The organism is Streptomyces sp. NPDC094147 (genome assembly GCF_044764265.1).
In the GTDB taxonomy this organism is placed as follows: Bacteria; Actinomycetota; Actinomycetes; order Streptomycetales; family Streptomycetaceae; genus Streptomyces.
On record NZ_JBIWHT010000047.1, the window covers coordinates 1 to 23,658 of the forward strand.

Consider the following 23,658-nt stretch of genomic DNA (forward strand, 5'->3'; position numbering starts at 1 on the left):
ACCCCATCGGATCCCCGCGAACGCCAACCAGCCCTCACCGTCCCACCGGGACAACGATCACGCCAGACCACCCGTGAAAAGACCAGCAGAGTCACTCCGGGAATCACCTCACCCGGGCCGGGAGTAGGCGAATCCGCTGGGGCATCCGGCAGGACGCCGTAAGCGTCTCGTCGACAAGCGCAGCCGTGATGAACCGGGTCAGCTCTCCCAGATGACCGGGAGAGAACAGTACGTCCCGCCCCCGCGAAGCAGCAGGCATGCCAGAATCGGTGAACAATGGGGCTCCGTGGGCAGATGTCTTGGTCGACTCCTGTCCTACGCGGAGCCCCGCCTCTCCGTCCTCAACTTCCGGGAACTGCTTGCATCGCAGGTCAACGGCCTAACGGCGGGGCATTGGTGTTTACACCGCTGGTTCCTCGCGTCCACCTTCCCGTCTCGCTTGCCGGACCCTCACTGTCCGGTAGTTCCGGTGCGCCCCGTCGTTGTCGGGGCTGCTCTCCAGCAGATCCGGCCGACTCGCCGGGCCCGACTGCCCCCTGCTTCTGTCGTCCCGCTGCGACGGGACAACGGCGCGGGTCTCACACCCGCACGCGGATCACAGCGCCTCGTGGCGCACGGTCTCTCACCTCCACACGAAACACAGCGCCTCACGGCGCAATTCAAAGACGAACTAAGCCCCGCGCGACGGCGCGATAGCTTTGCCGACGGCCAAGTCCTCTCAGCCGCTCCCACTCGGATCCGTTCACCGGCGCCTGTTCACGTGGCCTGAGCCCCTCCCTGCCCCTACCACGTACTGCCTATCGCGCACCGTCAACATCACGCTGGCAACCCATCGGAAAGATCGGTAGGTCCCGTGTTCAGGGACCGGTCGGTGTACTTCATGCCGTGCACGGCGCTCCTGTCCGTGTGGCTGTACCTGGTTTCCTGGCTCAGCACCTTCCACCCCTCGGGGCTCCGCCAGAGCAGGTTCGTCGCCTCGTAGAGTCCCGACTGGACCTCGCTCTCGTATTCGTCGTGGCCGAACCAATCACTGGGGTGGTGCTCCTCCCGGAACATCTCCGCCTGTGTCCTGTTGCTGCCTGGCGACTGGAAGTGCCAGGCGGTGAAGTGCTGCGGGTCTGCCCCCTCGGTGACGGTGAAGGCGCACCCGTTCATCCCTGCTGTGAACACGAAGTCGGGGCTGAATTCCTCTCCGGACGGATCGGGTTCGCGGCGCACGTGAGCATTGCCGATCGTGCCGGGGAAGTCGTCTGCCCTGGGTTTCCCCGTGCGGTAGGGAACGTATGCGGTCGGTGTATACGCATCCTGCGACGAAGCCGGGACGATCCGCCCCTCGGTCTTCATCCGGCCGAGCAACCCATCATCGGGGAACTCAGCCACGTACTTCTCCAGGGCCGGAGTCAGAGTGAAGGCGGGGACCCCCTTCTGCTCCCGCTGGGTATCCGGCGCCAGCGTGAACCAGTGCCGGTCCCAGCGATCCATGGCGTTGATGAACTCCGCGCGCAGGCTGGGGGACAGGTTCGGGTAGAGCCCCTTGAGCCCGTGATCGAACTCGGTGGACACGATGATCTGCGTCAGGAAATTCTGGGGCGCCGCCGCGAACTCGTCCTGCGGCAGGCGCCGCAGCTCCTGCCGCGCCCCGGACAGGGCCCCCCGCACCTTCAGGTAGTGTGCCGACGCCGAGTTGGCGAGGACGGCATCGACTCCTTTGGGGTGTTTCAGCGCGTCGTGCACCCTTTGGGCGACATTGCGCTCCTCCGCCTGCATCTGGCTCTCGAGCCCCGAGACCTCTAGACGCTTGAGCTGGATCCTGCCATAGGCGGCGGAAGGGTGGCTGCGTGCGGCGATCTCCGCACTGCTGGGAGCGGTGAGCTGGGCAACCCAGGCAGCGTGTTCCGCCTGCTTGCGTTGTTCCTCCGCCTTCGACCGCTCCGCCTCGTGGGCCCAGTACTGCAGCTGTGCTGCCTGCTCGTCGGCGTACCGTCGCCGATTGGCGATCTGCTGCGCCGCGTGCGCCGCGTCCTCCAGAACCTGCTGCTGGTACCAGGCCGCGTCGTCGGCGTCCTTCTGGGCATTGGAGGCAGCGGCGTGTATCTCGTTCTGTTGGAAGTACTCATCGAGCGCGGCCCGATCCCGCTGCCGGTCCGCTTCCGAGTAGGTGGAGGAGGGGACGTAGCCCCCGCCGGAATGGAAGGCATCCATCACGGAGGTCACGACGTTCTCGACCCCATTCGTGAAGGCTGCGGCGCGTGCCTTTGCTTGATTGATCTGTTCCAAGCGGGCGGCAGAATCGTTGACCTGCTGCTGGAGAGCGTTTATGCGCTCCTGCCGCGCGGCGACATGCTCTGCCATCGCCTGGAAGTGGCCGTGGACCTCCTGCGCCGCGCTCTGCGACACGCTGACCGCGGCAACGCTCTGGACGGGTGAGGGTGACCGCTGGATCTGTTGCTGTTGCTGTTGCTGTTGCTGTTGGTCTTCGTACACGATTGCTCTCCTGTTACTTGTTACAGCGGTTTCTTCTTGGGTCGCGTCTGCCCAGCGCTGGCGCCCAGCCCGCCCTCTGGTTCCGCAGGGCCACGGTCCTGCCCGTCCCTGTCGGCGCTGTCGTTGCTGACAAGGACGGGCGGTCGTCGCCTCCGCCTGCAGGAGGCCGCCGTCCCGCGCCGGCCAGTTCGAACTGCCATCACTGGGGCCGCCCCTCGGCGCGGTCCCACTGGACGAGGCGCACGCCGTAACCGTCTCGGAGCCGTGTCCAGGACCTTGCCTGTAGCTGTGTCCGTCGCCACGGTCGGGCCCGCCTCGTCGGTCGCAGTGAGCGTCCACCGCTGCCAGGGGTGCCCGTCGAACTGCCACTCACTGCCGGCTCGCCGTCGGCGGTGCTGCTCTTGCCGTCGAGAACCTTGTCCCCAGCACGGTTCACCACCAGGTACATGCCTGCCCGACCGGTTTCAGCCGCCGCTGCTGCCAGCGGCCCCGGTGGGACACCCTTGCGCTGATCGGGGCCCCGTTCCCTGGGGCGTCGCCGTTCTCCGCCAACTGACCGGTCGCGGTACTGACGAGCTAGAGCGCCGCCCTGCCGCCGGTGTGCCACCGTCGGGCACCTGGCCCGCGCGTGGCACCGACCGCCAGAACGCCAGCCCCTCGTCGTACGACGGCTCCCGCGGCGTCGATCCTTCCTCCGGCTCCGACCGCCCGACACTCGCCCGCGGCCACAGGCAGCGGTCGGGGCCGTGAGCCACATTGCTCTCGCCTGGCGGTGCAACCTCCGGCGGACGGCGCTCCTCCGCCAGTACAGGCGCCACTTCTCCAGGTCCTGCCGCGCCAGTGTGCTGCTTTCCGCGGCCGAGCCCTCGAAGGCCATCTTCTTCGGTCTCGAGGCCTTGCAGCCTCTCCAGGCCACGACGGCAACCCTCGCCCGGGCCAGGATGTTCAGGCGCTGCTCACGCGGATTGCGAGCGTGGCCGACCGCCTCACCGAGGGACTCCATTGAACTTCCCATGCGCGGGACCAGGACCGCCACGTACTCGGCCGTCGCCATGTCCACGATCGCCGTACCGAGCTGTTGCTCCTCCGGGCCGGAACGTGCCCGGACTTCCAGTGCCGCTGGCGCCGTCGGTAGGGGACCGGTCCGGTCCCTCGCGCACCGCGCGCGGCTGACCCCGTCGACTGAACGGACGTCTGGACGGACTTCCTTGCTTGGTCCTACGACTGGGGTGCAAGTATGTATTGGCCGTTGGGCATGTAGGCGCTCTCGTCGTTTGGCGGGACGCCAGAGGCATGAAGAGGCTCCCTCCACGCGGTCCTGACTTCTCATGAAAAACCGCCCGACTTCGTGCCACCCAGGGGCCGCGACGTCCGCAGAACACGTCAGAGCACCAGGCACCGCAACGGTAGCGCCGAGGCGAGCGAACCGGCCCGCACCGATCGGATACAACTACGCGCCGAAGGTGGACACTTCGTGCCACCGGGTCTCCCATCACGGACCCTCGCCATGGACGAGCACGTGCGCCCAGCGGCTCCATGCTGCGGTGTCGGCGCCGGTGCGTCACGATGGCTCGCCTCTCAGGGACCAGGTTCGCGAACAGTGTGGCCTGTCTTGATCCCGCTCTCACGCGTGATTTCGATCACGCACTGCACACGGGATCGGACCACCTGCGACCGTACGGCGAGCGGGGAGGGGCGAGTCGTTGCCTACGCAGTGCAGGTATGTGCGGGGTCTGCGGTATCAGCCCAGCGGACGGGCAGCGGCTGCGGTGTCTCGACCAGTTGCCTCGGCAAGGCGGACGGCCAGTTCGGCGGTTCCTGTGCTGTCCGCGGTGTTGTCCGAGCCCTGGGAACCGGTGTCGCCACCGTGGGTCGCCGCCTGGGCGACGCCGCCGAGGGCGAGGGAGCCGAACAGCACGGTGCTCGAGGCGATCACGATGCGCTTGCGGAGCTTCATGGAGTGTCCTCCTGACTGTGGTTGGCCTGGCGTCGGCCCCGGCTGCCGTCGGACGGCCGCCGCGTGGCGTCCCGACAGCACGAACATAGGCGTAGGGGATATTTCGTTTCGCGCTCGCTTCGGGGGCCGGGGCGAGGGATCGCCTAAACACCGCTTACGGAGGGGGACGGGCCAACCCGTCGGCCCGTCCCGGCCCGGCACTGGTCCGCAGCACGCCGTACGGATGCGGGACGGCTGATGGGACTGGGCGTGGCGTCAGTCGACGTTCAGCGCGTCCGGTCCGCACCGGCACCGGTCCCGCAACAGGCCATACGGGATGCGAGATGACGGTGGGACTGGGCATCAGTCGACGGTCAGTACGTCCTGGACGCTGCGGCGGCCGGGCGTCGCCGCGTGTCCGAACCGCAGCACCCACTGGAGGGCCTGACCGGCCCGGAGCCAGTCCACCGGGCGGTCCGCCGCCGTGCCGAGCAGCGCGAGCCGGGGGTTGCGCTCGAACTCGGCGGTCGGGCGATCTGCCACCGCCTGCGCCGCCGTGAAGTCTCGGACCAGGACGCCCGTGCCCGGTGCCGCGGGGACCGAACCCGTACGGGGGCACCCCGTGCCCGGCCTGCTCCGACTAGCTCCGGGTCCACCGACGCAACTCCAGCTGCGGTCCGGGACTTGGTGGCCCTGGCCGTCCGCTTCACGAGTGAGGCTCAGCAGATGTTCGACGTGCCAGGGTCCGGGGTGGACGAGCAGCGCCTCCTCCGCGCGGGCCGCGTCGGCAAAGGCGTCGAGGAGCTCTGACGCGACCGGCTCGCCGGTGAAGGGATGGCGGTTCGTGTGCCGGTGCGCGATGGACGCGTAGAGATCGGCGAGATCGTGGTCCGGCCGCACGGCTGTCGTCAGGTGCACGGCGGCGCGCAGACCGGGCCGCTCCGGGTCCGGCAGCAGCCGTGCCGACGCCACGCGGCCCCGGTGGGCCGCGGCAACGCGCAGGGTAAACAGGGCGGCGCCGCAGCCGATGTGGAGCGCCCGGCCGTTCGGATCGGTGTTCGGCGGTGGCGGGGAGGGAGGTTCAGCGGTGCGGCGGGAGGAAACTCCGTTGGGCCGCGGGCGTGAGTCCTACCGGTAGTTCGTTGGGGCCTGCCGGTAATCAACACGCTGGTTTGATCTCGGTGTGGCGGGTGATGCCTTTCCGGTCGGTGTAGCGGTGGAGGCCTTCGAGGGTTCGTAGCCGTGTTCGGACTGGTCGGATAGTGGTTCCGCCTTCTTCCAGGAGCTGGTGCAGGTCGCGTATGCGGCGGTTGACGGTCTCTGCCGCGACGCCGAACAGGTCGGCGATGGCAACCTGTGGCAGGGCCAGGCGCTGATGGAGCACGATGGCCAGCAGCCGTCCGGGCAGGGTGAGGATCGGGCGGCGGCCGGTGGTGCCGTCGCCTTTGATGCGTGGTCGTTGGCCTCGGCGCTTGCCACGTGACCGGCGCCGAGCCCGCTCCGCACCCCCGCTAGTGCGGGATTCCGCTTTTGATGGGTATAACCCCAGGTAGAGGCATAGACGCGCGGTTCGGGGTGGGTGCTGGACGATGGTGTTACGGGCGCGGCCGGGCCGTGACGAGGACGAGCAGGCGCTGGTGAAGCGGTTGGCGGGGGCGCGCAAGGCCCCGCTGGATTGGTGGTGCGGGCGCGGATGGTCCGGCTGAGCTGGGCCGGCCGGACGGTCCCGGCGATCGCGGATGGGCTGGGGTGCAGTCAGAAGACGGTGCGGCGTTGGTTGCACCGCTTCAACCACGCCGGTCTGGAGGGGTTGGAGGACCTGGGCGGGCAGGGCCGTAAGCGCCGGATCACCGAGGCGGAGCGCTCGCGGATCGTGGGCTTGGTCCGACTGCTGCCGCCGGGCCGGTTGGAGGTGCAGCTCTCGAACGAGATGTGGTCCTTCGACGAGTCCGGGCCCTCGGAGTGGGCCCTGGACTCCCTGGCGGCCATGGCCCAAGAGCTTGGCATCGAGGTCAGTCGCTCCCAGGTGCGCCGGATTCTGCTGGCGGAGGGGGTGCGCTGGCGGCGCACGCGCTCGTGGATCCGCTCCCAGGACCGGGACTTCGAGGGAAGAGGACAAGGATCGTCGAGCTCTACACCAGCCCGCCCGACGGCGCGACGGTGGTCTGCGCCGACGAGCTCGGCCCGGTGATCCCGCGCACCTTCCCGTCGGCGCCGGGCTGGTCGGCCGACGGACACCGCATCAAGGACGAGCTGGACTATTCCCGCGGGCCGGAGAAAACCTGGGTCTATGGCGCTCTGCGGGTCCGGGACGGGCAGGAGGTGACGATGGCCGCCAGCTCCCGCAACAGCGTCTTCTACCAGCAGTCCCTCCAGCTGGTGGAAACCGCCAACCCCGTCGGCGACATCTATGTGGTCACCGACAACCTGTCCCCGCACAACAGCGTGTCCACCCGGACCTGGCTCGAGGACCACCCGCGTATCCGGCAGGTCTTCATCCCCGTCGGCGCCTGCTGGCTCAACCTGCAGGAGGGCTGGTGGCGCCTCTTCCGCAAGACCGGCCTGGCCGGACGCTCCTTCGGCGACGCCGGCCACATCACCCATGCCACCCGCGTCGCCACCGACCAGCTCAACGCCCGCGCCGGACCCTGGATCTGGGGCCGTCCCGCCCCACCAACCCGGACTCTACGACGCCGATATCTGTACACCGTTTGAGGAATCCAGCAATAGCGGTAATTTGTTGGACCGGGCATGACCGCAGGCCAAGCCCTCGATATGTTCGATGGCGGCAGGCGCGGGATTTCCCTCCGCCGCAGTCCAGCATCATGGTCGGCTCGCTGCCACCCTTGATCCCTTCCGGGTCCAACAAACCACCGCTAGTCGACGCAAGGGATGCCGCCTCCGTCGACCTCCGGGCCCTGGAAGACCAGACGGGGGCTGGACGACGGAGCCGAGGTGGGGCCGCTGGCGGGAGGGGTGAAACCCGCGCCCAGGATCACCTGGACGTGCCCGGCGGGAACTTTAGAACTCGCCGTCGCCGTACCGGCGTTGAGCTTGGCGGCGATCTGCCCGGCAGCCTTGTCCGCCCCGGCACCGTAGAGGACCTGGGTCTTGCTGGCGGCGCGGTTGGCGACGGCGCCCTTGGTGTAGCCCGCGGCAGCCAGGGCCTTGGCGGTGGTCTCCGCGGCGCCGGTCATGCCGGAGCCATTGTAGACGTCCACCGTCGCCGGGGCGGCCTTCTCCGGAGTGGCCGAGGGTTTCGGGGTGGAGCCGCCATCCCCACTGAAGAGTGTCCGTACGGTCTTGCGGACCTGTTCGACTTCGACCTCGTTGACCGACTGACTGACGCCGTCGGGGCCCATGACGTCCTTCAGGGCCTTGACGGGCAGGGTGTTGTAGACGACGTTGCCGCCAGTGAGGTTGGGCGCTTGCTGGGCGAAGTCCAGCAGGTTCCACTGGTTGTCAATGACGATGTCCTTCTTCACCACGTCCAGCAGACCCTGCACCTTGCCGATGTCGCCGATGATGCCCTTTTTCTTCAGGGCGATCACGGCGGAGGTGATGAACGCCTGCTGGCGGTGCGTGCGCGCGAAGTCGCCGCTGTTTCCGGTGTGTTCGGGATCGTCGAGGTTGTGGCGCTGGCGCACGAAGGCCAGCGCCTGGGCCGGGGTGGCCAGGGTGTTGATGCCCTTGTGGAAGTCGGCACCGGAGCCCTGGCCCTTCATGGCGGGGTCCTTGGTGGCGCGCTTGAGGCATACGTCGATCGGGCCGATCGCCTTGGCGACGTCGTAGAAGCCGATCAGGTTGACCTCTGCGAAGTGGTCGATGTGCACGTCCAGGAACTTCTGCACCGTGGCGAGAGTCGCTTCGCGCCCCGCCTCCCGGCTCTGCCGCTCCAGGTCCGCCCCCGTGACGCCCTTCGCCTTGAGCCCCGGTTCGGCGGCCGCCTTGGCGATGCCGTACGCCTCCTTGATCTTGTGCATGCCCTGCTGGGAACCGTCCCCGTTGTACGTCATCACGAAGTCGTCGCGGGGGATGGAGATGGCCTGGGCCTTGGCCTTTCCGCCGGACGGGATGTGCATGAGGATCAGGCTGTTGGTGTTGTAGCCGCCGACCTCGCTGGACGCGCCGGCGTGCAGCTGCTGGCTGACGACCTCGGGCGGCAGATCCTTGCCGTCCATGTCCTTGCGGCTGTCGAGCCCGATCAGCAGCAGGTTGACGGAGTTGTCCAGCTTGGGCGGAGCGTTCTTCTGCGTCCGCGACAACGCGTCCGAGGTGGCCGTACCGTTCGTCAGCGACTCGTAGGTGTACCAGGACGTTCCGGAGCCCATCAGCGACAGGCCGCACACCCCGACCGCTGCCGTACGCCCCACGACGGTCAGACGTGACGGCCGTGTGCCCCGGCGCCGCTCCGCCCGGCTCCCCCCTGCTCCACGCTCACCCACGCCGCTTCCCCCTCCCCCGCACCCTTCGGACAAGGGGCACGGCCAGGGCGGCCCCAAGGGCGGCCAGCATCGCGAAGAAAGCGTGCGCGGACCAGGTGAGTGCGCCCGTGGCCAAGGCCGCGCCGGTCGAGGTGTCGGCATCGAGCAGCATCCGTACGCCCATGCCCACCAGCAGGACCACGACCGGGGCCGCCGTCACCGTCCACCAGGCACCGGACCGGCTGCTGAACCACATCGCCCCGACCGCACCGGCGGCGGAGCAGACCGCGAAGAACGGCCCCGCCCCACCGGACACCAGCGCGCCGAGCAGCGCACCGCCGACCAGGAGCAGGGCGGCTACGGCCGGGCGGCTACGGTCGCGGTCGGGCGGGGAGGCCAGTGCGCCCGTCCGCGGAAGTCCGGCTTCCGTGGTGCCCTGCCGCTGCTGAGGCAGGCGGAGTTGGTGCGACGGCCTCGTGTGCTCCGTATGCAGGTTCACCGGGCGGGCGCGGCCGGGCTCACCCGGCTGACCCCAAATGTCAGTCATCCCTCACACCTTTTGCACGGGCACCGTGCCGGATCCCCGGCCGCGACGCTGTGGCGCTCCTTCATGGCAGGCAACCGAACGTACTTTTCGAATGCTTATTTGTGCAAATGTAAGGATTTTTCATTCTGTCTGGCTTTCTGGCGAAGCGAGCCGCCGAGGGCCCGGCCGCAACCACATCGAGGGGCCTGAAGTCGTCACGAGAGCGGTTCCACAAGGGCGTTGACCAGCTGCTCGACGACGGCCCGGGTCGCGGACTCACGCCAGGCGGGTCAGTCGGGAACCGAGGGACGGCGACGCCAGGTCGTGCTCCAGGGCGACCGGGACGCTCGGCGCGTCGGCGACGCCGGCGAGGGTCAGACGGCCAACCCGGGTCCCGGACTTCGCCGAGCGGGGCAGGGTCTTGCCGCCGTCGCTGAGCGTGAGGGCGAGTCTGTGACCCGGTATGCCGATGAGCCGCAGGTCCTCGGTGGCGACGAGCGGAGTCCTGCCGCCGAGCCCGTCATCCACGTACCCGACTGTCTGACCCTTGCGGACCGCGACTGCGGACGTGAGCGCGTTGTGGACGGCCTTTATGACTTTTTTGCTGTTCTCCTTGACCAGGGCCAGGGAGTTGGCGGCATTGTGGTCGGGGCCGTCCACGTGCTGGTCCATCATCGTGCCGAGGATGAGCGGGGTCTTGTCGTCGACCGACTTGTACGCGGCCCACATCAGCGCGCCGCCCGCCGCCGAGCTGGAGCCGGTCTTGATGCCCTTGACGCTCAGGCCGGACAGCAGCAGGTTGTCGTTGTTGTTGTTCAGCGGCGCGGCAAGGCCCTTGAGGGTGGCGTTCGGCAGGGCGACGACCGGCCGGAACGCATCGAGCTTCATCACCGCCTCGGCCAGCTTCAGCTGATCGACGGCGGTACTCACGGTCTTGGCGTCCAGTCCGCTGGGGTCGGTGTAGACGGTGTCCTTCATGCCGAGCCGCTCGGCGGCGTCGTTCATCTTCTTCACGAACGCGGCCTTGGAATCGCTCGCGGTGTCCCAACGGGCCAGCAGCCGGGCGATGTTGTTGCCCGAGGGGATCATGAGCATCTTCAGCATGTCCAGCTGGCTGAACCTGGCGCCCACCGACAGTCCTTCGATGCGGGACTCGTCCTCGGCCCTGCCGTCCGCCACGGCCTTCGCGTCCACCTCGATCTCCGGCCCGGCCTCGTCCTTCTTCAGCGGGTGGTCCTGGAGGATCAGGTACGCCGTCATGACCTTGGCGACACTGGCCGTCGGTACGGGCCTGGGGTCCCCGAACGTGCCGAGGCCGCCCACCCCCTGCGCTTGGACCGCGGCCTGACCCTTGGCGGGCCACGGTATGTCGAACCGGCCGTCGAAGGTGTACGAAGACGCGTCGGCGGCGGTCCGCAGGGCCGGGTCCGGCAGCGGGCGCACCAGCTGCACCCCCGCGACGACGAGAACGAGCAGTAGGAGCATCGGCGTCCAGATCTTGACGCAGCGCATGACGGCTCGGGCGGGGGCATCGGGCGGCGGGGGCCCGTCGCCCGTTCCGGCTTTCTCGGCCGGTCCCGATTGCGCCGCCCGCTCCCTGGGAGACATGCCCACCACCGCGATCTCCTTCATCCTGCCCCGGCAGGGGCTATTGCACTAGGTATATGGATATGCCGGGAGATCTGGTTGGTTCCATGAAAAAAGGATAGATGTGCACCATGGTAGGTGTCATGTGGCGGCGGTCACCCACGATGCCCCACTTCGAGCCCGCGGCCTTCCTGCCAGGGCGGACGTGGCGTGGACAGCGGGCCACCCCAGATCGTCGCCAAGCCCAACGCCGTTACAGAGACAGCGCGTTCGGTTGCATCTGCCGGGCACGTCAAAGTGGCCCGGAGCGCCTGTTTCGCCCCTCCCTCCGCTCCGGCGCCCGTCATGGCCGGCCGACCGGCCCGCGCCTGGTCTTCCGGCCGCAGTCGGCGGCGACATACCCCGCGTCGACCGACCGGCCTCGCCCGCCTCACCGCGGGCTCGACACCGCGCACCGTCGGCGTATGCGTGGGACCGGCGCCGCTGTCGGACGGTGACCCTGCCGCGGAGCCGTCGACAGAGGCTGTTTCACAGGACGTTGATGCGCGCGGAGTCGGCCGGGACCTTCACGGCCGACATACCGACACCGGCTGTCACCTGCCACGCGCCAGGCAGACCGAGGAAGACACGGTCCCCCGTCCACGTGCCGCCGTCACGGCGGGTGAGTTCGGTTCGGACGGTTCGGCCGCTCTCCAGGTGCGTAAAGGTCAGCGAGACGCCCTCCAGGTCACCGACGGGCCCGTTGTGGTCGGTGGCGTTCACCGTCACGGCCGTCCCCGTCGAGCGTGCGCGTTCCACCACCACGTCCAGTCGGCCCTTTCCGTGCAGGCCGCACAGGTTTCCCGCGCGCGGGTCGTAGATGAGGGTGCGGGCGACCGGGGCGGCTCTGATATCCGCCGGAGTGTGAGGGATGGCCGCGAGGTAGCCCGTCGCGGCGAAGACCGTCAGTGCGAGCAGCAGACCGACCGCGGCCGACTTCCCGAGTCTCCGCCCGCGGGTGACGGTCTTGGCGCGGGTCACGGCGACGAGCGCCCCAGTCGCCAGTAGCGCGACGAGGTGTATGAGAGCCGCGGTGCCGAAGTCGGTGTGGAACAGGCCCCAGAGGGAGGCCGACTCGACCGTCGCCAGATACGCGCCGGTGGTGAGAGACAGCACGGCCGCACAGGCGATCAACCTGACGGTGGTGGCGGGCCAGCGACGCGACAGGCAACACATGGCCGAGGTCCCCAGGCCCGTCGCCGTCGCCACCACCTGGAGCGTCGAGGCGATCAGCATGGCGGGGTGGGGCGTGCCGCCGCGGCCATGGGTCTCCAACGTCCAGGTGGCGCCCCACAGGAACAGGAGCAGAGCCGCCGTGACGGTTGCGGTGTGGCGGCGGCCCATCTGCCGGTCTCCCCCGCCCACCACTTGAGGAAGAAGCCCCCCGACGAGCAGCAGCAGGGCAAGCCCGTAGAGGCGCCACACGTGGCCCTGCCCGGTGGGCAGGAGCAGACCGGCAGCGGAGGCTATGAGGAGAGTCCCCCACAGTCCGAAGGCTGTCCCGCGTATCCAAGGGTGTCGGCACGGGAGGAGGTCTCGTAGACGGGCCACGAGCACACCGCAGAGCCCGGTGTACGCCCCGAACTCCAGGGCATACACCGCAACCGTAACCAACTGGCCCTCAGGTAGAAGCTTCACTGTGTCCTCTAGTGGTTCAAACGATCCTGGGCCGACCTGAGGGCACCAGAAGGAAAGGCGGAATATTTCGGCAGCGTATTTCCGGAACGCAATGGCACTCTAACCATAAGACGTACCGAGCGACGCCGGGCTTTTGATCCTCCTAAGGGGACCTTGAGCAAGGGCCGCCATCTGTCCTCCATCGTCAACCGTCGGCCAACTTTTGCCGAACCTCTCTACCGGACGTCACTGCTACGGTCCTCACAACTAGTGGATTTTGCAAGGGCTTTACGGGAAGCCACCCACGTCCATGAAGAGGATTGAATGAGCCGCAAGCGCGGAAGCAAGAAGAAAGCCTTCGTCTGGCTGGCCGGTATTGCTGCGGCAGGGGCCCTGGTGCCGCTGGCCTCGTACGCGGTCGCCGGCCAGGAGGGGCTGACTGCCAAAATGGAGATGGGCAGTTCGACCACGTGGTGGTCGAGTGGTTCGTTCAGCCTGGCGAACCAGACCTCGTCCCCGGCGGCGGACTGGACCCTCGAATTCGACACCTCCTCCGGCAAGGCCCAGCTAAATTCCACGTGGACGGCGTCCAGTGCACAGGAGGGACGCCACGTCACCATCAAGTCGACCGCGCACGGCACGGTGCCCGCCGGTGGCCGGCAGCGCATCGAATTCGGAATCCAGGGTGACGGCAAGAACATTCCCGAGATCAGCGGATGCAAGCTCAATGGGGAAGCCTTCCCCTGCAAGGGCGGCGACGAGACCGACCGCGAGCCCCCCACCGCTCCCACGAATGTGACCGGTCAGGCCCAGAAGGACGGGACGATCAAGCTCGGTTGGCATGCTTCCCACGACAACAAGGGTGTCGTCAATTACGAGGTCTTCGACAAGGGCAAGAAGATCTTCGCCACCGCTGCCGACCGGACCGACGCGGTGCTGACGAAGGAGAACGCCGGCATCAGGCCCAATACGGCGTACGAGTTGACGGTCAAGGCCGTGGACGGTGCGGGCAATGTCTCTGCGGCCAGCAATGCGGTCAAGGTGACGACGGGGGCGGCGCCCGCGCCCGACGACCAGCCGCCGACGCCCCCGAAGAATGTGAAGGCCACGGTCAGCGGGGCGCAGGCGGTCGGCCTCGCCTGGGACAAGTCTACGGACAACGTGGGCGTGACGGGCTATCGCGTTTACCTCCAGGGAACCAAGGAGCCCCTCCAGACGACCGGTCCCGATGAGCTGGCCGCCGTGGTGTCGGGGCTGAAGGCATCGACGAAGTACACCTTCGAGGTCAGGGCCGTGGATGCGGCCGGAAACGAGTCGGCCTCCGGCGTGGCCTCCGCGACGACCTCCTCCGGGGACAAGCCGGTAGACGGCACCGCCCCGACGGACCTGGACGCGAAGTCGTGGATCGTCAAGGACGGGCCGGGAATTCACTATCTCGGTCTGACGTGGGACGTCCCCAAGAACCAGAAGAAGATCCTGCGCTACGAGGTCTATCTGAACGGAAAGTTCAGTACCACGGTGAGCTATTACGACCCGGATACGGCCAGCAACGTGAAGCCCGGACCCGCCAAGGGCGGCAAGGCCATGGCGGAGATCACACTGGGCGACCGCCCGGAGAAGACGTACAAGGTGAAGGTGCGCGCGGTACTCGAAAACGGCAGCCTCGGTGAATTCTCCAAGGAGAAGACCGTTTCCACGAAGTAGAACCCGTCCTGACCCACTGCTTCCCGGACACCCCATCGGGTAACCGGAGAGGGAAGAATTACCGTGAAGATGAAGATCCGAAATTTCCGCCGAAAATTCAGGGTGGGCGCGGCCCTGTGCACCGCACCACTCCTCCTGCTCGGCCCTTTGAGCCTCAGTGCTTCCGCCCACGGCTCCAACGACGGCCCCATCGCACGCAACTGGTACTGCGTCAAGCCCGAACTGGGCAGCATCTGGAGCCCGGAGGCCATGAAGGACCCGGCCTGCAAGGCCGCGGCGAAGGCGAGCAAGAACCTGGGCGCCTACGGGACCTGGCAGCAGATGGCCCACGGAAATGTGGCGGGCAAGCATCGCAACATGATTCCCGACGGCAAGCTGGCGAGCGCCAACGTGCCCGGCTTCGAGGGAATGGACCTGCCCCGCAGCGACTGGCACCGCACCGACCTGTCCGCTGCCCGCAAGCAGGGCGGCAACTACGAGTTCGTATGGCAGGCGACGGCCTCCCACACCGGCCACATCTCCTACTACGTTACCAAGGACGGCGTGGACACGTCGCAGCCGCTCAAGTGGTCCGACCTGGAGCAGACTCCGTTCCTCGTGGCCTATACGCATGCCGGCCGCACCCAGGGCCCCAACGGTATGGTCGCCACCTACCGGCACACGGCTCGGCTGCCCGAGAACAAGCATGGCAAGCACACCATCTACGCCATCTGGCAGCGCCAGCTCCAGCCCGACCATGACGCGTCGCCGAACCATGCCCTGGAGGAGCAGATCTTCGGCTCCAATAACAGTGACGAGTCCTTCTACGCCGTGCTGGACGTCGTCCTCTGACAGAGGAGTTCCTTGTAGAGGGCTTGGCGGCCGGCGCTGATTGAGCGCCGGCCGCAAGGGTGTCATGGTGCGGCACGGCCGGTCCGCGAGCTGCCGGTAGCGGCAACCTCCTGTCACGGGGCACGGTGTTGCTTCCCCTCCCCCGCCCCACTGGGTCATCCATCGGCCCACTCAAATTGACTGGGAATGACGGCACGGGTCGACTTGGGGCCGCCTTTGGGAGAGCTCCGACCCGACGCAAAATGCCTAATTCGCGTGACCGTCTCGGTTCGAAGACAGGCGGTCAACCTTCGCCTCGGGCTCACAACTCCCTTACCGGCTAGCGTCTTCAACGAGCCGCTCCCGCTGACTCCCCCTCTGACAGCGAGCAGCCGCACCCACCCCTTATGAGTCCGTCAATGAATGGAATCCCCCGGTGAATCGACGGCGTTTCAACCTTCCCAAGAGCCGCAAGTCAAAGATCGTCGCGTGCACCGCGATCGTCGCCGCGATCGGCGGCTCGGCCATAGCGGCGACCGCCGGCGCCACGCCCGCGCCGACCACCGTCCAGAGCACCGCCGGGTCGCATCCCGGCAAGGCCACGGTCTACGGCATGACCGGCGTCAAGGCGGAGGCCAGCAGCGGCCTGAAGGCCGCCATCGGCACCATCCAGGACTGGTCGACCTCCGGTCAGCTGGAGCTCAACCTGGAGAACCAGGGCTCCGGCGACGTCAAGACAGGCTGGACCGCCACACTCAACTTCCCCAAGGCGGTTTCCGTCGACACCCCCCAGATCTGGGGCGACTTCTGGAACCTGAAGGCGGAGGTCGTCAAGGCCTCCAAGGATTCCGGCCACGGCGACCAGATCAAGATCAGCCCGAAGGACGCCGCGGGCAAGGCCGAGAACCAGACCATTGCCAAGGGCGGAAAGAAGAAGCTGACGCTCGGCTTCTCGTACAAGTTCGACACCAGCACCATTCCGGCGGTCAAGGCCGACAAGACGGTGCAGGGCCTCCAGCCGTGGTCGCCCTACATCGACCCCACGATGGGCCAGTCCAACGGCACCATCACGTGGGACAAGGACACTTTCTCCGTCGCCGACTACATGACGAAGAAGGCGCCGGGGACGAAGAACGTCACCCTCGCCTTCATCACCGCGGACACCGCCGGTAAGCCGGCCTGGGCCGGCCAGCCCACCCTGAGCACGGACAAGAAGACCTACATCGACGTGGTCAACAGCATCCGTGAGCAGGGCGGTGACGTCACCTTCTCCTTCGGCGGCGCCAACGGCACCATGATCGACGAGAAGCAGTCCGACCCGGACAAGCTCGCCGAGATCTACAAGAAGATCGTCACGGACTACGACCTCACCAAGCTCGACTTCGACGTCGAGGGCGCCCACGAGCAGCAGACCCAGGTCAACGATGTGCGTGCCAAGGCGCTGACCAAGGTCCAGGCCTGGGCCAAGCAGCAGGGTCGCCAGCTGCACATCTCCTACACCCTCGCCGTCCTGGACAGCCACGGGCTGAACGACAGCGGAGTGGCCGTCGTCGACCAGGCCAAGAAGGCCGGGGTCAACGTGGACCAGGTCAACATCATGACCATGGACTACGGTAGCGACCGCTCCGACATGGCCAAGGCCGCCGCGGACGCGACGGACAAGACCGCCGCCCAGCTGGCCAAGATCTACGGCAAGTCGGCCGCGGACATGTACAAGATGATCGGCGTCACACCGATGATCGGCGTGAACGACGTGCCGAACGAGACCTTCAAGACCAGCGACGCGCCCAAGCTGCGCGACTGGGCCAAGAGCAAGGGTGTCGGCATGCTCTCGATGTGGTCCGCCAACCGCGACCAGCCGGGCAGCAAGAACGAGCTGTACAACCACTCCGGCCTCATGGACCAGAAGCAGGGCGAGTTCTCGGAGGCCTTCGCCCAGTACCAGGGCAAGTAGGCCGCATCCGTAGGGCGGCGGCCGTAGTTTGAGGTAAGCCACGTAGGGCAGGTCGGCTTCGCGTAGCGCGTCGTACCAGGTGTCGCTGACGGAGTAGGCGCAGTGGCCACCACCGCCCGACACGCGAAGCCCGCCTCCTTGCCCCGTGCGGCCAGGGCAGCGGCGATCTGTGACCTGGTGCGAAATGCGGGATCGTGCGTGCCGCGTGCGAAGCGGTGGGCGGGCGGTGTACGGCTGGGCATGCAGCAGGTGGTAGATCCGGCCGTCGGTCCACAGCGTGGTCACGGTGACCATTCCGTTGTCGGGCTTGCCGTACCGTCCCAGCCACTGCCTTCCCACGTGCGCGGTCGCGGTGCCGTCCTTGCGGTCCCCGGAGTCGTCGATCACGAGGACCCTGCCCGCGTGCGGTGCCGTCTGCGGATGCCCGCGCAGCAGCTCGAGGCGGCGGTAGTTGACGCGATCGACGTCCCACGGCGACTCGGACAGGAAGAACTGCAGCCGTTGCACCGCCGGGTCGCGGGCACCCACCACCCGCCCCGCGTCGGCCAGGCAGGTCAACGTCTTGTTGCGGTCCCGCGGTACCAACAGCCCGGTCAGGTACTCACGGAAGCCCCGTCGCTGGGCCAAGGAGGCGAACAGTCCATCGAACCACGCGGCGTACTCCTCCAGCGGGCCCGGCGCCGACAGACACGGACGGCGAGCGGTCATCGCCACCCCCTCCGGACTACCGACACCCCGCACCCAAGTCAACAAACTACCGGTACCAGCGACCAGAGCCGCCTACGGTTGACGGCCCTCAAGGGGCGGGCGTGCGGCACGAGCAGCTTCGAGAAAGGATGTGATGAGGCCGGGGTCTTTGATGCCACGGTGTACTTCCACCCCGCTGGATACATCCACGCCCCACGCGGCGGTGACGCATACCGCTTCCTGCACGTTCTTCGGGGTGAGTCCGCCAGCCAGCAGCCAGCGACCGGTTGGTGGGGTGAAGTGCTCGGCGGCCCAGTTCCACGGCGTGCCGGAGCCAGGGTCCGGGGCGTCGATCAGGAGCAGATCCTCACCAAGGTCACCGCAGCGCCCCGCGCCTTCTTCACAGCCAGCAGCGCGTATGAGGGTGCGCCCGTCGTCCCGCAGTGCCGTGAAGTAGTCAGGACCCTCACCACCGTGGAGTTGGATCGCGTCCACTGCGCCAGCCTGTGCCAGGGCGCGGACTTCGTCCACCGACTGCTTACGGAAGACGCCGACTGTCATGACATGGTCCGGCACCCGCCGTGCCAGGCGTCGGGCGGTTACGGCATCGACGCGGCGAGGGCTGTCCGCGAAGACGAAGCCGACGGCGTCAGCTCCGGCCTCGACCGCGGCGTCGACGTCCCGCTCCGTTTGCAGACCACAGATCTTGACGAACAGCGGAGTACTACTCACAGGCGGTTCTGCCTGACGCGCGCGCTATGGCCCGCTTCGACCAGGCCGGCCACCGCGGTGGCCGTGTCCGCCCCAGTGACCACGGCCTCGCCGACGAGGACCGCGTCCGCACCTGCTTCCGCGTAGGCTCTGACGTCCCGGGCGTTGCGCACCCCGGACTCGGCCACCTTCAACACGGTGTCAGGTAGCAGAGGTGCCACGCGGGTGAAGGTCCCCCGGTCCACTTCAAGTGTCTTCAGGTTGCGGGCGTTGACCCCGACCAGCCGCGCCCCGAGTTCGACCGCCCGTGCGGCCTCCTCCTCGTCGTGCACCTCCACCAGCGCGGTCATGCCCAGTTCCGTGGTCAGCTGGTACAGGTCGGCAAGCTGCGCGTCGTCCAGCGCCGCCGCGATCAGCAGGACCAGATCGGCGCCGTACGCACGGGCCTCCCACACCTGGTACTCGGACACAACGAAGTCCTTGCGTAGCACCGGCACGTCGACGGCGGCGCGCACCGCTCGCAGGTCCTCCAGGGAACCGAGGAAGCGCCGCTCCTCTGTAAGCACACTGATCGCCGACGCACCACCCCGCGCGTATTCGGCGGCGAGGCGGGCTGGGTCGTCGACGTCGGCAAGCTTCCCCCTCGACGGACTGGCGCGCTTCACCTCGCAGATCACCGCCAGATCGGGACCAGCCCACACGGTCAGGACGTCACGGGGTACTTCTGTCCCCACCGCTGCCTGCACCGCCGCCAGCGGCCTGGCCACCTGCCGCTTTTCGCAGTCCTCGGTGGCGCCTGCCACCAAATCGTCGAGCGTGTTCATCGTGCGCCGTTCCCCTGTCGCCACTTGATCCAACAGACATATTGATCTGAAACTCTTGGTCTGCCAACGCCGTTGCGGCGTCGCCGCAGGTCACAGCCTCGTGATAAGGAACCCGAAGAGTTTCGGTTCAATATCTCCACGCCGACTGGCGCGGCTGCGTCGCGTGACGGCGACCGGCGTGGCGACCAGTAAACCGCCGCCAGTTATTTGAGCACAGGGTCTTTCGCCCTTTGTCGTCGCGGTCGCATACATCTCTTCCGCCGCTGCTTGCGGATGCGCCCGCTGTCGCGAAACCAATGGCAGCAGTCCGGACGGAGAGACGATGATCCGCCCACACACTCCCAGGCCTCGATCACGCCCATTACGCAGAATGTGGAGGCCCGGGCACCTCACCCGAAGCAATCGGATCAACTTCCGGTGGAAGTGTCAACTTTCTCCGACCGATTGCCGGAATTGACGCTATACGGTGACAGCTTCGCACCGTGCGTCGCACGGGTGACGCGTATTTGCCGGAACTGGAGTCGAGCCGACCATGAGACATCCACACCTTTCCACCTCGCCCAGGGCCCGTGCCTTCACATCAAAACTCGTGCGCTTCCGGCTGTTGCTCAGTGTGCTGGCTGCTGCCTTGGCCGTCTCGATGCTGGCTCCTTCGCCCGTGCACGCGGCGACCCTGGTCTCGACGTCGATGACTCGCGCTGAAGCCGGAGTCGAGATCCCGCCGCTGAAAATACCGGCCGATCTCAAGGACAAGGTGTACGCCGAGCTGGAGAAGACCCAGACCCGGTCCACACAGGATCAGGGCAAGTGGCTTCTGGAAAGCCTTCAGCAGCCTCAGAGGTTCGATCCGACCGCCTGGCGAGCCGAAGCGCAACGAAACGGTCTGCAAGCGTTCAAAGCCAAGTCGTACGACGAAATGCTGGCGGAGGCCAAGGGGCAGGTCTCCCGTCTGAAGGCGAACGGCGGGCAGTTCACCACCGACCTCAAGCAGCAGGTCGCCAACCCCGACAAGTACGCGTTCACCGCCATGCAGGGAGCCAAGGCCAGCCTGAACGATGCGCTGGACAGCGGCAAGGGCATCATCGGCAATCCTGATCTCGGCACGCTGATGGGCCAGTTCCCAAATCTAGCCGCGCCGGACATCACGACCTGGGCCCATCTGGCGGGAATGTTCAATTCCCACGCTGGCATCTTGATGGCCGGTTTCGGTCTCCTCGACGCCATTGAGTCGGGCGATGTCGGGAACATCGTGCTGGCGGTGGCCACGTTGGTCAATGCCGTGGTCGGAGTGTTTCTGCCCGCCGTCGGCATGCTGGTGTCCTTCGCGATCGCCATCATTTCGTGGATCTACGGCCTGGCCACCGGCCAGGTCCAGTGGCCATGGGAAAAGCTCGACGTGATCATCAAGGAGGCACGGGCTGACCGTGACAAGGCGTGGAAGGACAAGCTGACCGAGGTCCTCAACGACACCATCCCCGGTGACCTGCAGCGGATGTGGCAGCAGTACCAGCAGTCGGTCGCGTACTCGGTGGCCCAGGCCGAGGCGGTCTTCGACAGCGCAGTCGCGGATGCACCGGCGGACCGGCGTCCGGAACTGATGCGGAAGGCGGAGACGGCCAAGGACGGGCTGCGGGCCGAACTGCGCACGACCCTGAAGAGCAGCGACTTCAAGAACCACATGGTCAAGACCACGCGCAAGGCATTCGAGGGCTTCGCCTACGGCGACCCCACGCCGCACCACGGGGAGACCATTGCCCTGCGCGGTGTGCCGAAGCCTTCGTTCGTGGTCGACGATGCGAGCGGCAGGGCCTATGCGTACCGCGGCCATGGCGGAGCGAACCAGCAGTGGGTCCTGGAGAAGTACGGCGCCCTCTGGAAGCTGCACTCCAAGGCGGATTACAACAAGTGTCTGGGGGCATGGGCGGACACGAACGGGGCCACTGCCCAGGTGCGCGAGTGCAACTACACCAATGCGCAGTGGCGCCTGGAGAGCATCGGCGGAGGCAGGTACGCGCTGCACAATCCGCGCCCGCACGACGACCGGACGCTGGAGCCTCTCAACAAGTACGCGGGCAACGGCCACGACGGTGACAAGTTGGTGGTGCGGTACCCGAACCACGAGAACCAGGACCACCGAATGTGGTACCTGGACCGGCTGGGCCAACGTGCGGGGTTCTTCAAGTTCACCGAGGAATTCATCCACGTGAACCGCAAGAGTATTTTTGAGCGCATGTGCAACCTGGTCACCGGAGGTTGCACTTCCGGCCCTGATTCCCCACACGGGCGCTACAGCATCGAAGGGGTGGGGAACCCGCTGCTCCAGGACGCCTGGCGCACTACTCCGTGGCTGCCGTCCGAGAGTGAAATCGACGCTGTTCTCTCGAAGAACGATCGCTTCAAGCCGCTTGGTATTCCGGCCATCGTCCCAGGTGATACACCGGTGGTCGGGAAGACGTACACCCTGACCAACGTGAACAGCGGCCTCAACGCCGTCGTCAAGAACGCCAGCACTGCGGGAGGGACCGAAGTCATCCAGCACGGTTCCAGCACCCCAAACGGGCAGTGGGAAGTCGTCGCGGAAGGTGCGTTCAGGAAGCTGCTCAACAGGCACAGCGGTCTCTGCCTGGTGAACAACAGCGGACGGGTAGAGCAGGGCCCGTGCAGCCAAGGAGCCGCACGCGTGGTGTGGGACCTGCGGGAGCAGGCAGACGGCAGGTACTCGATCCGGACCTATTCCGGCGCAATGCCGACCCTGACCGTACAGAACGACGCGGTGGCCGAGGGCGCGCCGCTGACCATCTCCACGCCCGGTGATTCAGCCAGCCAGCGCTGGCAGTTCAAGGAGGTGAAGTCGGCCAGGCAGGCCGAGCCGTCTCTGACCTTCAAGACGAAGAACCAGGATGTCGGCTACTACCTGGGCGAGTTCAACCTCGCCGTTCCGGAAAACAGCCTCGCGCTGACCGCGGGCTGGACGCTCATCTTCCAGGTGCGGGGCGGGATGACGGTGGCGGGAAGGGTCCAAGGCCCCATTGAAAAACCCACCGTGGACGGCCCCGAGGGCAATCGGACTGTGACCATTCGCGGCACCGCTGACGTCCTGCCGGGCGACAGCGTGATGTTCCAGATTAATGGCGTACCGGGCAGCAAGGCGCCCAAACCAGTGGGCTGCGCCGTGAATGGCAAGACAATCAGCTGCTGATCCACGGAGCCCCCGCTCGGCACAGGCCTGCCCCTTTCCGGACTCCTATCCCAAGGGGCAGGCACACTTGTATGGCGGCACCTGACAGCGCGGGACCAACGAGTCTTTGTATCCGGCATACCGGACGTCGGCGCAGCCGTGAAAATGGGGTCGTGTGGCGGCTGCTCCGGAAGATCCGGGATCTGACGCAGCTGCGATCCGCGCTCACTCAAGAGCGCACCCGCCACAAGCACCGGGTGGAGAAAGTCCTCGAAGACGCTCAGATCAAGCTGTCATCGGTCCTCACCAACATCTTCGGGCTCTCCGGACGCATGATGCTCGACGCGCTGGTCGCCGGAGTACGTGATCCGCGGCAACTCGCGGAGCTCGCCCAGGGCAAGGCCAAGGCCAAACGAGAAGCGCTGGCCGCGGCGTTGACCGGCCAGTTCGACGAGCATCACGCCTATCTGCTGAGCACGCTGCTGGAGGCGATCGACCGGACGCAGGCACAGCTCGACGATCTCACCGGTCGCATAGAGGCAGCACTCACCGACCTGGCCGATGCCAGTGAGGCCGAACCGCGCAGGGCCGGCGGTCTGACGCCGCAGGAACGCCTGGACGCGATTCCGGGGATCGGTCCCACGACCGCCCAGGTCATCCTGGCGGGATCGGACTCGACATGGCCATCTTCCCCACCGCGGGCCATCTGGTCTCGGGGGCCAAGCTCTCCCCACGAACCATCCAGTCCGCCGGAAGGAATTTTCCCGGCGGCATCGGGCAGGGCAACCCCTGGCTGAGGACGGCCCTGGGCGAGGCCGCGATGGCCGCCGCCCGAACCGACACGTTCCTCGGCGCCCGCTACAAACGGCTGGTGAAGCACCGAGGCCACGGGAAGGCTCTGGTGGCCGTCGCCCGCTCGATGCTCGTCATCGTCTGGAACCTGCTCAACGATCCGGACGCCCGGTTCCACGACCTTGGATCCGACTACCACCTGCGGGCTCTCGACTCCGCAGCCCGGACCAAGAAACTGGTGCGCCAACTCCAGGCCCTCGGCCACAACGTAACCCTCACCGCGAAGCCTGCATAGTCCCAGCCTCCGGCGCCCTCGGCCTCGGGAAGACGCCACCGATGGAGGGGCCTTTTCAGGGCGGCCACTGATCGGGTGACATGGTGGTGG

At 67.1% G+C, this 23,658-nt stretch carries 18 protein-coding genes and 1 pseudogene; 9 read left to right on the top strand and 10 right to left on the bottom strand.

Annotated features, from left to right (window positions below):
• Window positions 1-816 precede the first annotated feature (816 nt).
• The 3 genes from ACIQ8J_RS33745 to ACIQ8J_RS33755 all read right to left on the bottom strand — a co-directional run bounded on the left by ACIQ8J_RS33745 (window position 817) and on the right by ACIQ8J_RS33755 (window position 5,392).
• The gene (locus ACIQ8J_RS33745) at window positions 817-2,484 is read right to left on the bottom strand and encodes a hypothetical protein (protein WP_403277655.1); all 1,668 of its coding nucleotides are present in this window, start codon (window positions 2,482-2,484) and stop codon (window positions 817-819) included.
• 1,741 nt (window positions 2,485-4,225) lie between these two features.
• The gene (locus ACIQ8J_RS33750) at window positions 4,226-4,441 is read right to left on the bottom strand and encodes a hypothetical protein (protein WP_403277656.1); all 216 of its coding nucleotides are present in this window, start codon (window positions 4,439-4,441) and stop codon (window positions 4,226-4,228) included.
• A 342-nt stretch (window positions 4,442-4,783) separates the two neighbouring features.
• Entirely contained in the window at window positions 4,784-5,392 is a 609-nt protein-coding gene (locus tag ACIQ8J_RS33755) for a nitroreductase (protein WP_403277657.1), read from the bottom strand.
• Window positions 5,393-5,708: 316 nt separating this feature from the next.
• Between ACIQ8J_RS33755 and ACIQ8J_RS33760 the strand changes: the two genes are divergently transcribed.
• The 3 genes from ACIQ8J_RS33760 to ACIQ8J_RS33770 all read left to right on the top strand — a co-directional run bounded on the left by ACIQ8J_RS33760 (window position 5,709) and on the right by ACIQ8J_RS33770 (window position 7,135).
• A complete protein-coding gene (locus tag ACIQ8J_RS33760; protein WP_403277659.1) occupies window positions 5,709-5,903 on the top strand; it encodes a hypothetical protein in 195 nt (64 codons plus the stop codon).
• Between the two features lie 210 nt (window positions 5,904-6,113).
• Complete coding sequence (locus ACIQ8J_RS33765; protein WP_403277660.1) at window positions 6,114-6,611, top strand: helix-turn-helix domain-containing protein; 498 nt, start codon at window positions 6,114-6,116, stop codon at window positions 6,609-6,611.
• Complete coding sequence (locus ACIQ8J_RS33770; protein ID WP_403277661.1) at window positions 6,581-7,135, top strand: transposase; 555 nt, start codon at window positions 6,581-6,583, stop codon at window positions 7,133-7,135. Before ACIQ8J_RS33765 ends, ACIQ8J_RS33770 begins: the two co-directional genes overlap by 31 nt.
• A 161-nt stretch (window positions 7,136-7,296) precedes the next feature.
• Here ACIQ8J_RS33770 and ACIQ8J_RS33775 read toward each other — a convergent pair whose 3' ends face one another.
• The 4 genes from ACIQ8J_RS33775 to ACIQ8J_RS33790 all read right to left on the bottom strand — a co-directional run bounded on the left by ACIQ8J_RS33775 (window position 7,297) and on the right by ACIQ8J_RS33790 (window position 12,595).
• Window positions 7,297-8,793 carry an LCP family protein gene (locus ACIQ8J_RS33775; protein WP_403277662.1) on the bottom strand — a complete coding sequence of 499 codons (1,497 nt, stop codon included), beginning with the start codon at window positions 8,791-8,793 and terminating at the stop codon, window positions 7,297-7,299.
• Window positions 8,794-8,857: 64 nt separating this feature from the next.
• Entirely contained in the window at window positions 8,858-9,391 is a 534-nt protein-coding gene (locus ACIQ8J_RS33780; protein WP_403277663.1) for a DUF6542 domain-containing protein, read from the bottom strand.
• A 255-nt stretch (window positions 9,392-9,646) separates the two neighbouring features.
• Window positions 9,647-10,978 (bottom strand): D-alanyl-D-alanine carboxypeptidase family protein, encoded by a 1,332-nt coding sequence (locus tag ACIQ8J_RS33785; protein ID WP_403277677.1) that lies wholly within the window; start codon window positions 10,976-10,978, stop codon window positions 9,647-9,649.
• A gap of 507 nt (window positions 10,979-11,485) precedes the next feature.
• Entirely contained in the window at window positions 11,486-12,595 is a 1,110-nt protein-coding gene (locus tag ACIQ8J_RS33790; protein WP_403608064.1) for a hypothetical protein, read from the bottom strand.
• Between the two features lie 342 nt (window positions 12,596-12,937).
• Here ACIQ8J_RS33790 and ACIQ8J_RS33795 point away from each other — a divergent pair, with 342 nt between their 5' ends.
• The 3 genes from ACIQ8J_RS33795 to ACIQ8J_RS33805 all read left to right on the top strand — a co-directional run bounded on the left by ACIQ8J_RS33795 (window position 12,938) and on the right by ACIQ8J_RS33805 (window position 17,081).
• Window positions 12,938-14,317 carry a fibronectin type III domain-containing protein gene (locus tag ACIQ8J_RS33795; protein ID WP_403277665.1) on the top strand — a complete coding sequence of 460 codons (1,380 nt, stop codon included), beginning with the start codon at window positions 12,938-12,940 and terminating at the stop codon, window positions 14,315-14,317.
• A 69-nt stretch (window positions 14,318-14,386) separates the two neighbouring features.
• The gene (locus tag ACIQ8J_RS33800; protein WP_403277666.1) at window positions 14,387-15,148 is read left to right on the top strand and encodes a lytic polysaccharide monooxygenase; all 762 of its coding nucleotides are present in this window, start codon (window positions 14,387-14,389) and stop codon (window positions 15,146-15,148) included.
• 415 nt (window positions 15,149-15,563) lie between these two features.
• A complete protein-coding gene (locus ACIQ8J_RS33805; RefSeq protein ID WP_403277667.1) occupies window positions 15,564-17,081 on the top strand; it encodes a chitinase in 1,518 nt (505 codons plus the stop codon).
• 180 nt (window positions 17,082-17,261) lie between these two features.
• Here the strand turns inward: ACIQ8J_RS33805 and ACIQ8J_RS33810 are convergent.
• The 3 genes and pseudogenes from ACIQ8J_RS33810 to trpC all read right to left on the bottom strand — a co-directional run.
• Window positions 17,262-17,789: pseudogene (locus ACIQ8J_RS33810) on the bottom strand (transposase); the annotation flags it as partial.
• Between the two features lie 72 nt (window positions 17,790-17,861).
• Entirely contained in the window at window positions 17,862-18,500 is a 639-nt protein-coding gene (locus ACIQ8J_RS33815; protein WP_403277668.1) for a phosphoribosylanthranilate isomerase, read from the bottom strand.
• A complete protein-coding gene (trpC, locus tag ACIQ8J_RS33820; RefSeq protein ID WP_403277670.1) occupies window positions 18,497-19,303 on the bottom strand; it encodes an indole-3-glycerol phosphate synthase TrpC in 807 nt (268 codons plus the stop codon). Before trpC ends, ACIQ8J_RS33815 begins: the two co-directional genes overlap by 4 nt.
• A 589-nt stretch (window positions 19,304-19,892) precedes the next feature.
• On the opposite strand from trpC, the gene ACIQ8J_RS33825 reads away from it, so the two are divergent.
• The 3 genes from ACIQ8J_RS33825 (at window position 19,893) to ACIQ8J_RS33835 (ending at window position 23,568) form a co-directional block, all read left to right on the top strand.
• A complete protein-coding gene (locus tag ACIQ8J_RS33825) occupies window positions 19,893-22,502 on the top strand; it encodes an RICIN domain-containing protein (protein ID WP_403277672.1) in 2,610 nt (869 codons plus the stop codon).
• A 152-nt stretch (window positions 22,503-22,654) separates the two neighbouring features.
• On the top strand, window positions 22,655-23,278 hold the full coding sequence (locus tag ACIQ8J_RS33830; protein ID WP_403277673.1) for a hypothetical protein: 624 nt from the start codon (window positions 22,655-22,657) through the stop codon (window positions 23,276-23,278).
• Complete coding sequence (locus ACIQ8J_RS33835) at window positions 23,161-23,568, top strand: transposase (protein ID WP_403277674.1); 408 nt, start codon at window positions 23,161-23,163, stop codon at window positions 23,566-23,568. Before ACIQ8J_RS33830 ends, ACIQ8J_RS33835 begins: the two co-directional genes overlap by 118 nt.
• Window positions 23,569-23,658: the final 90 nt, after the last annotated feature.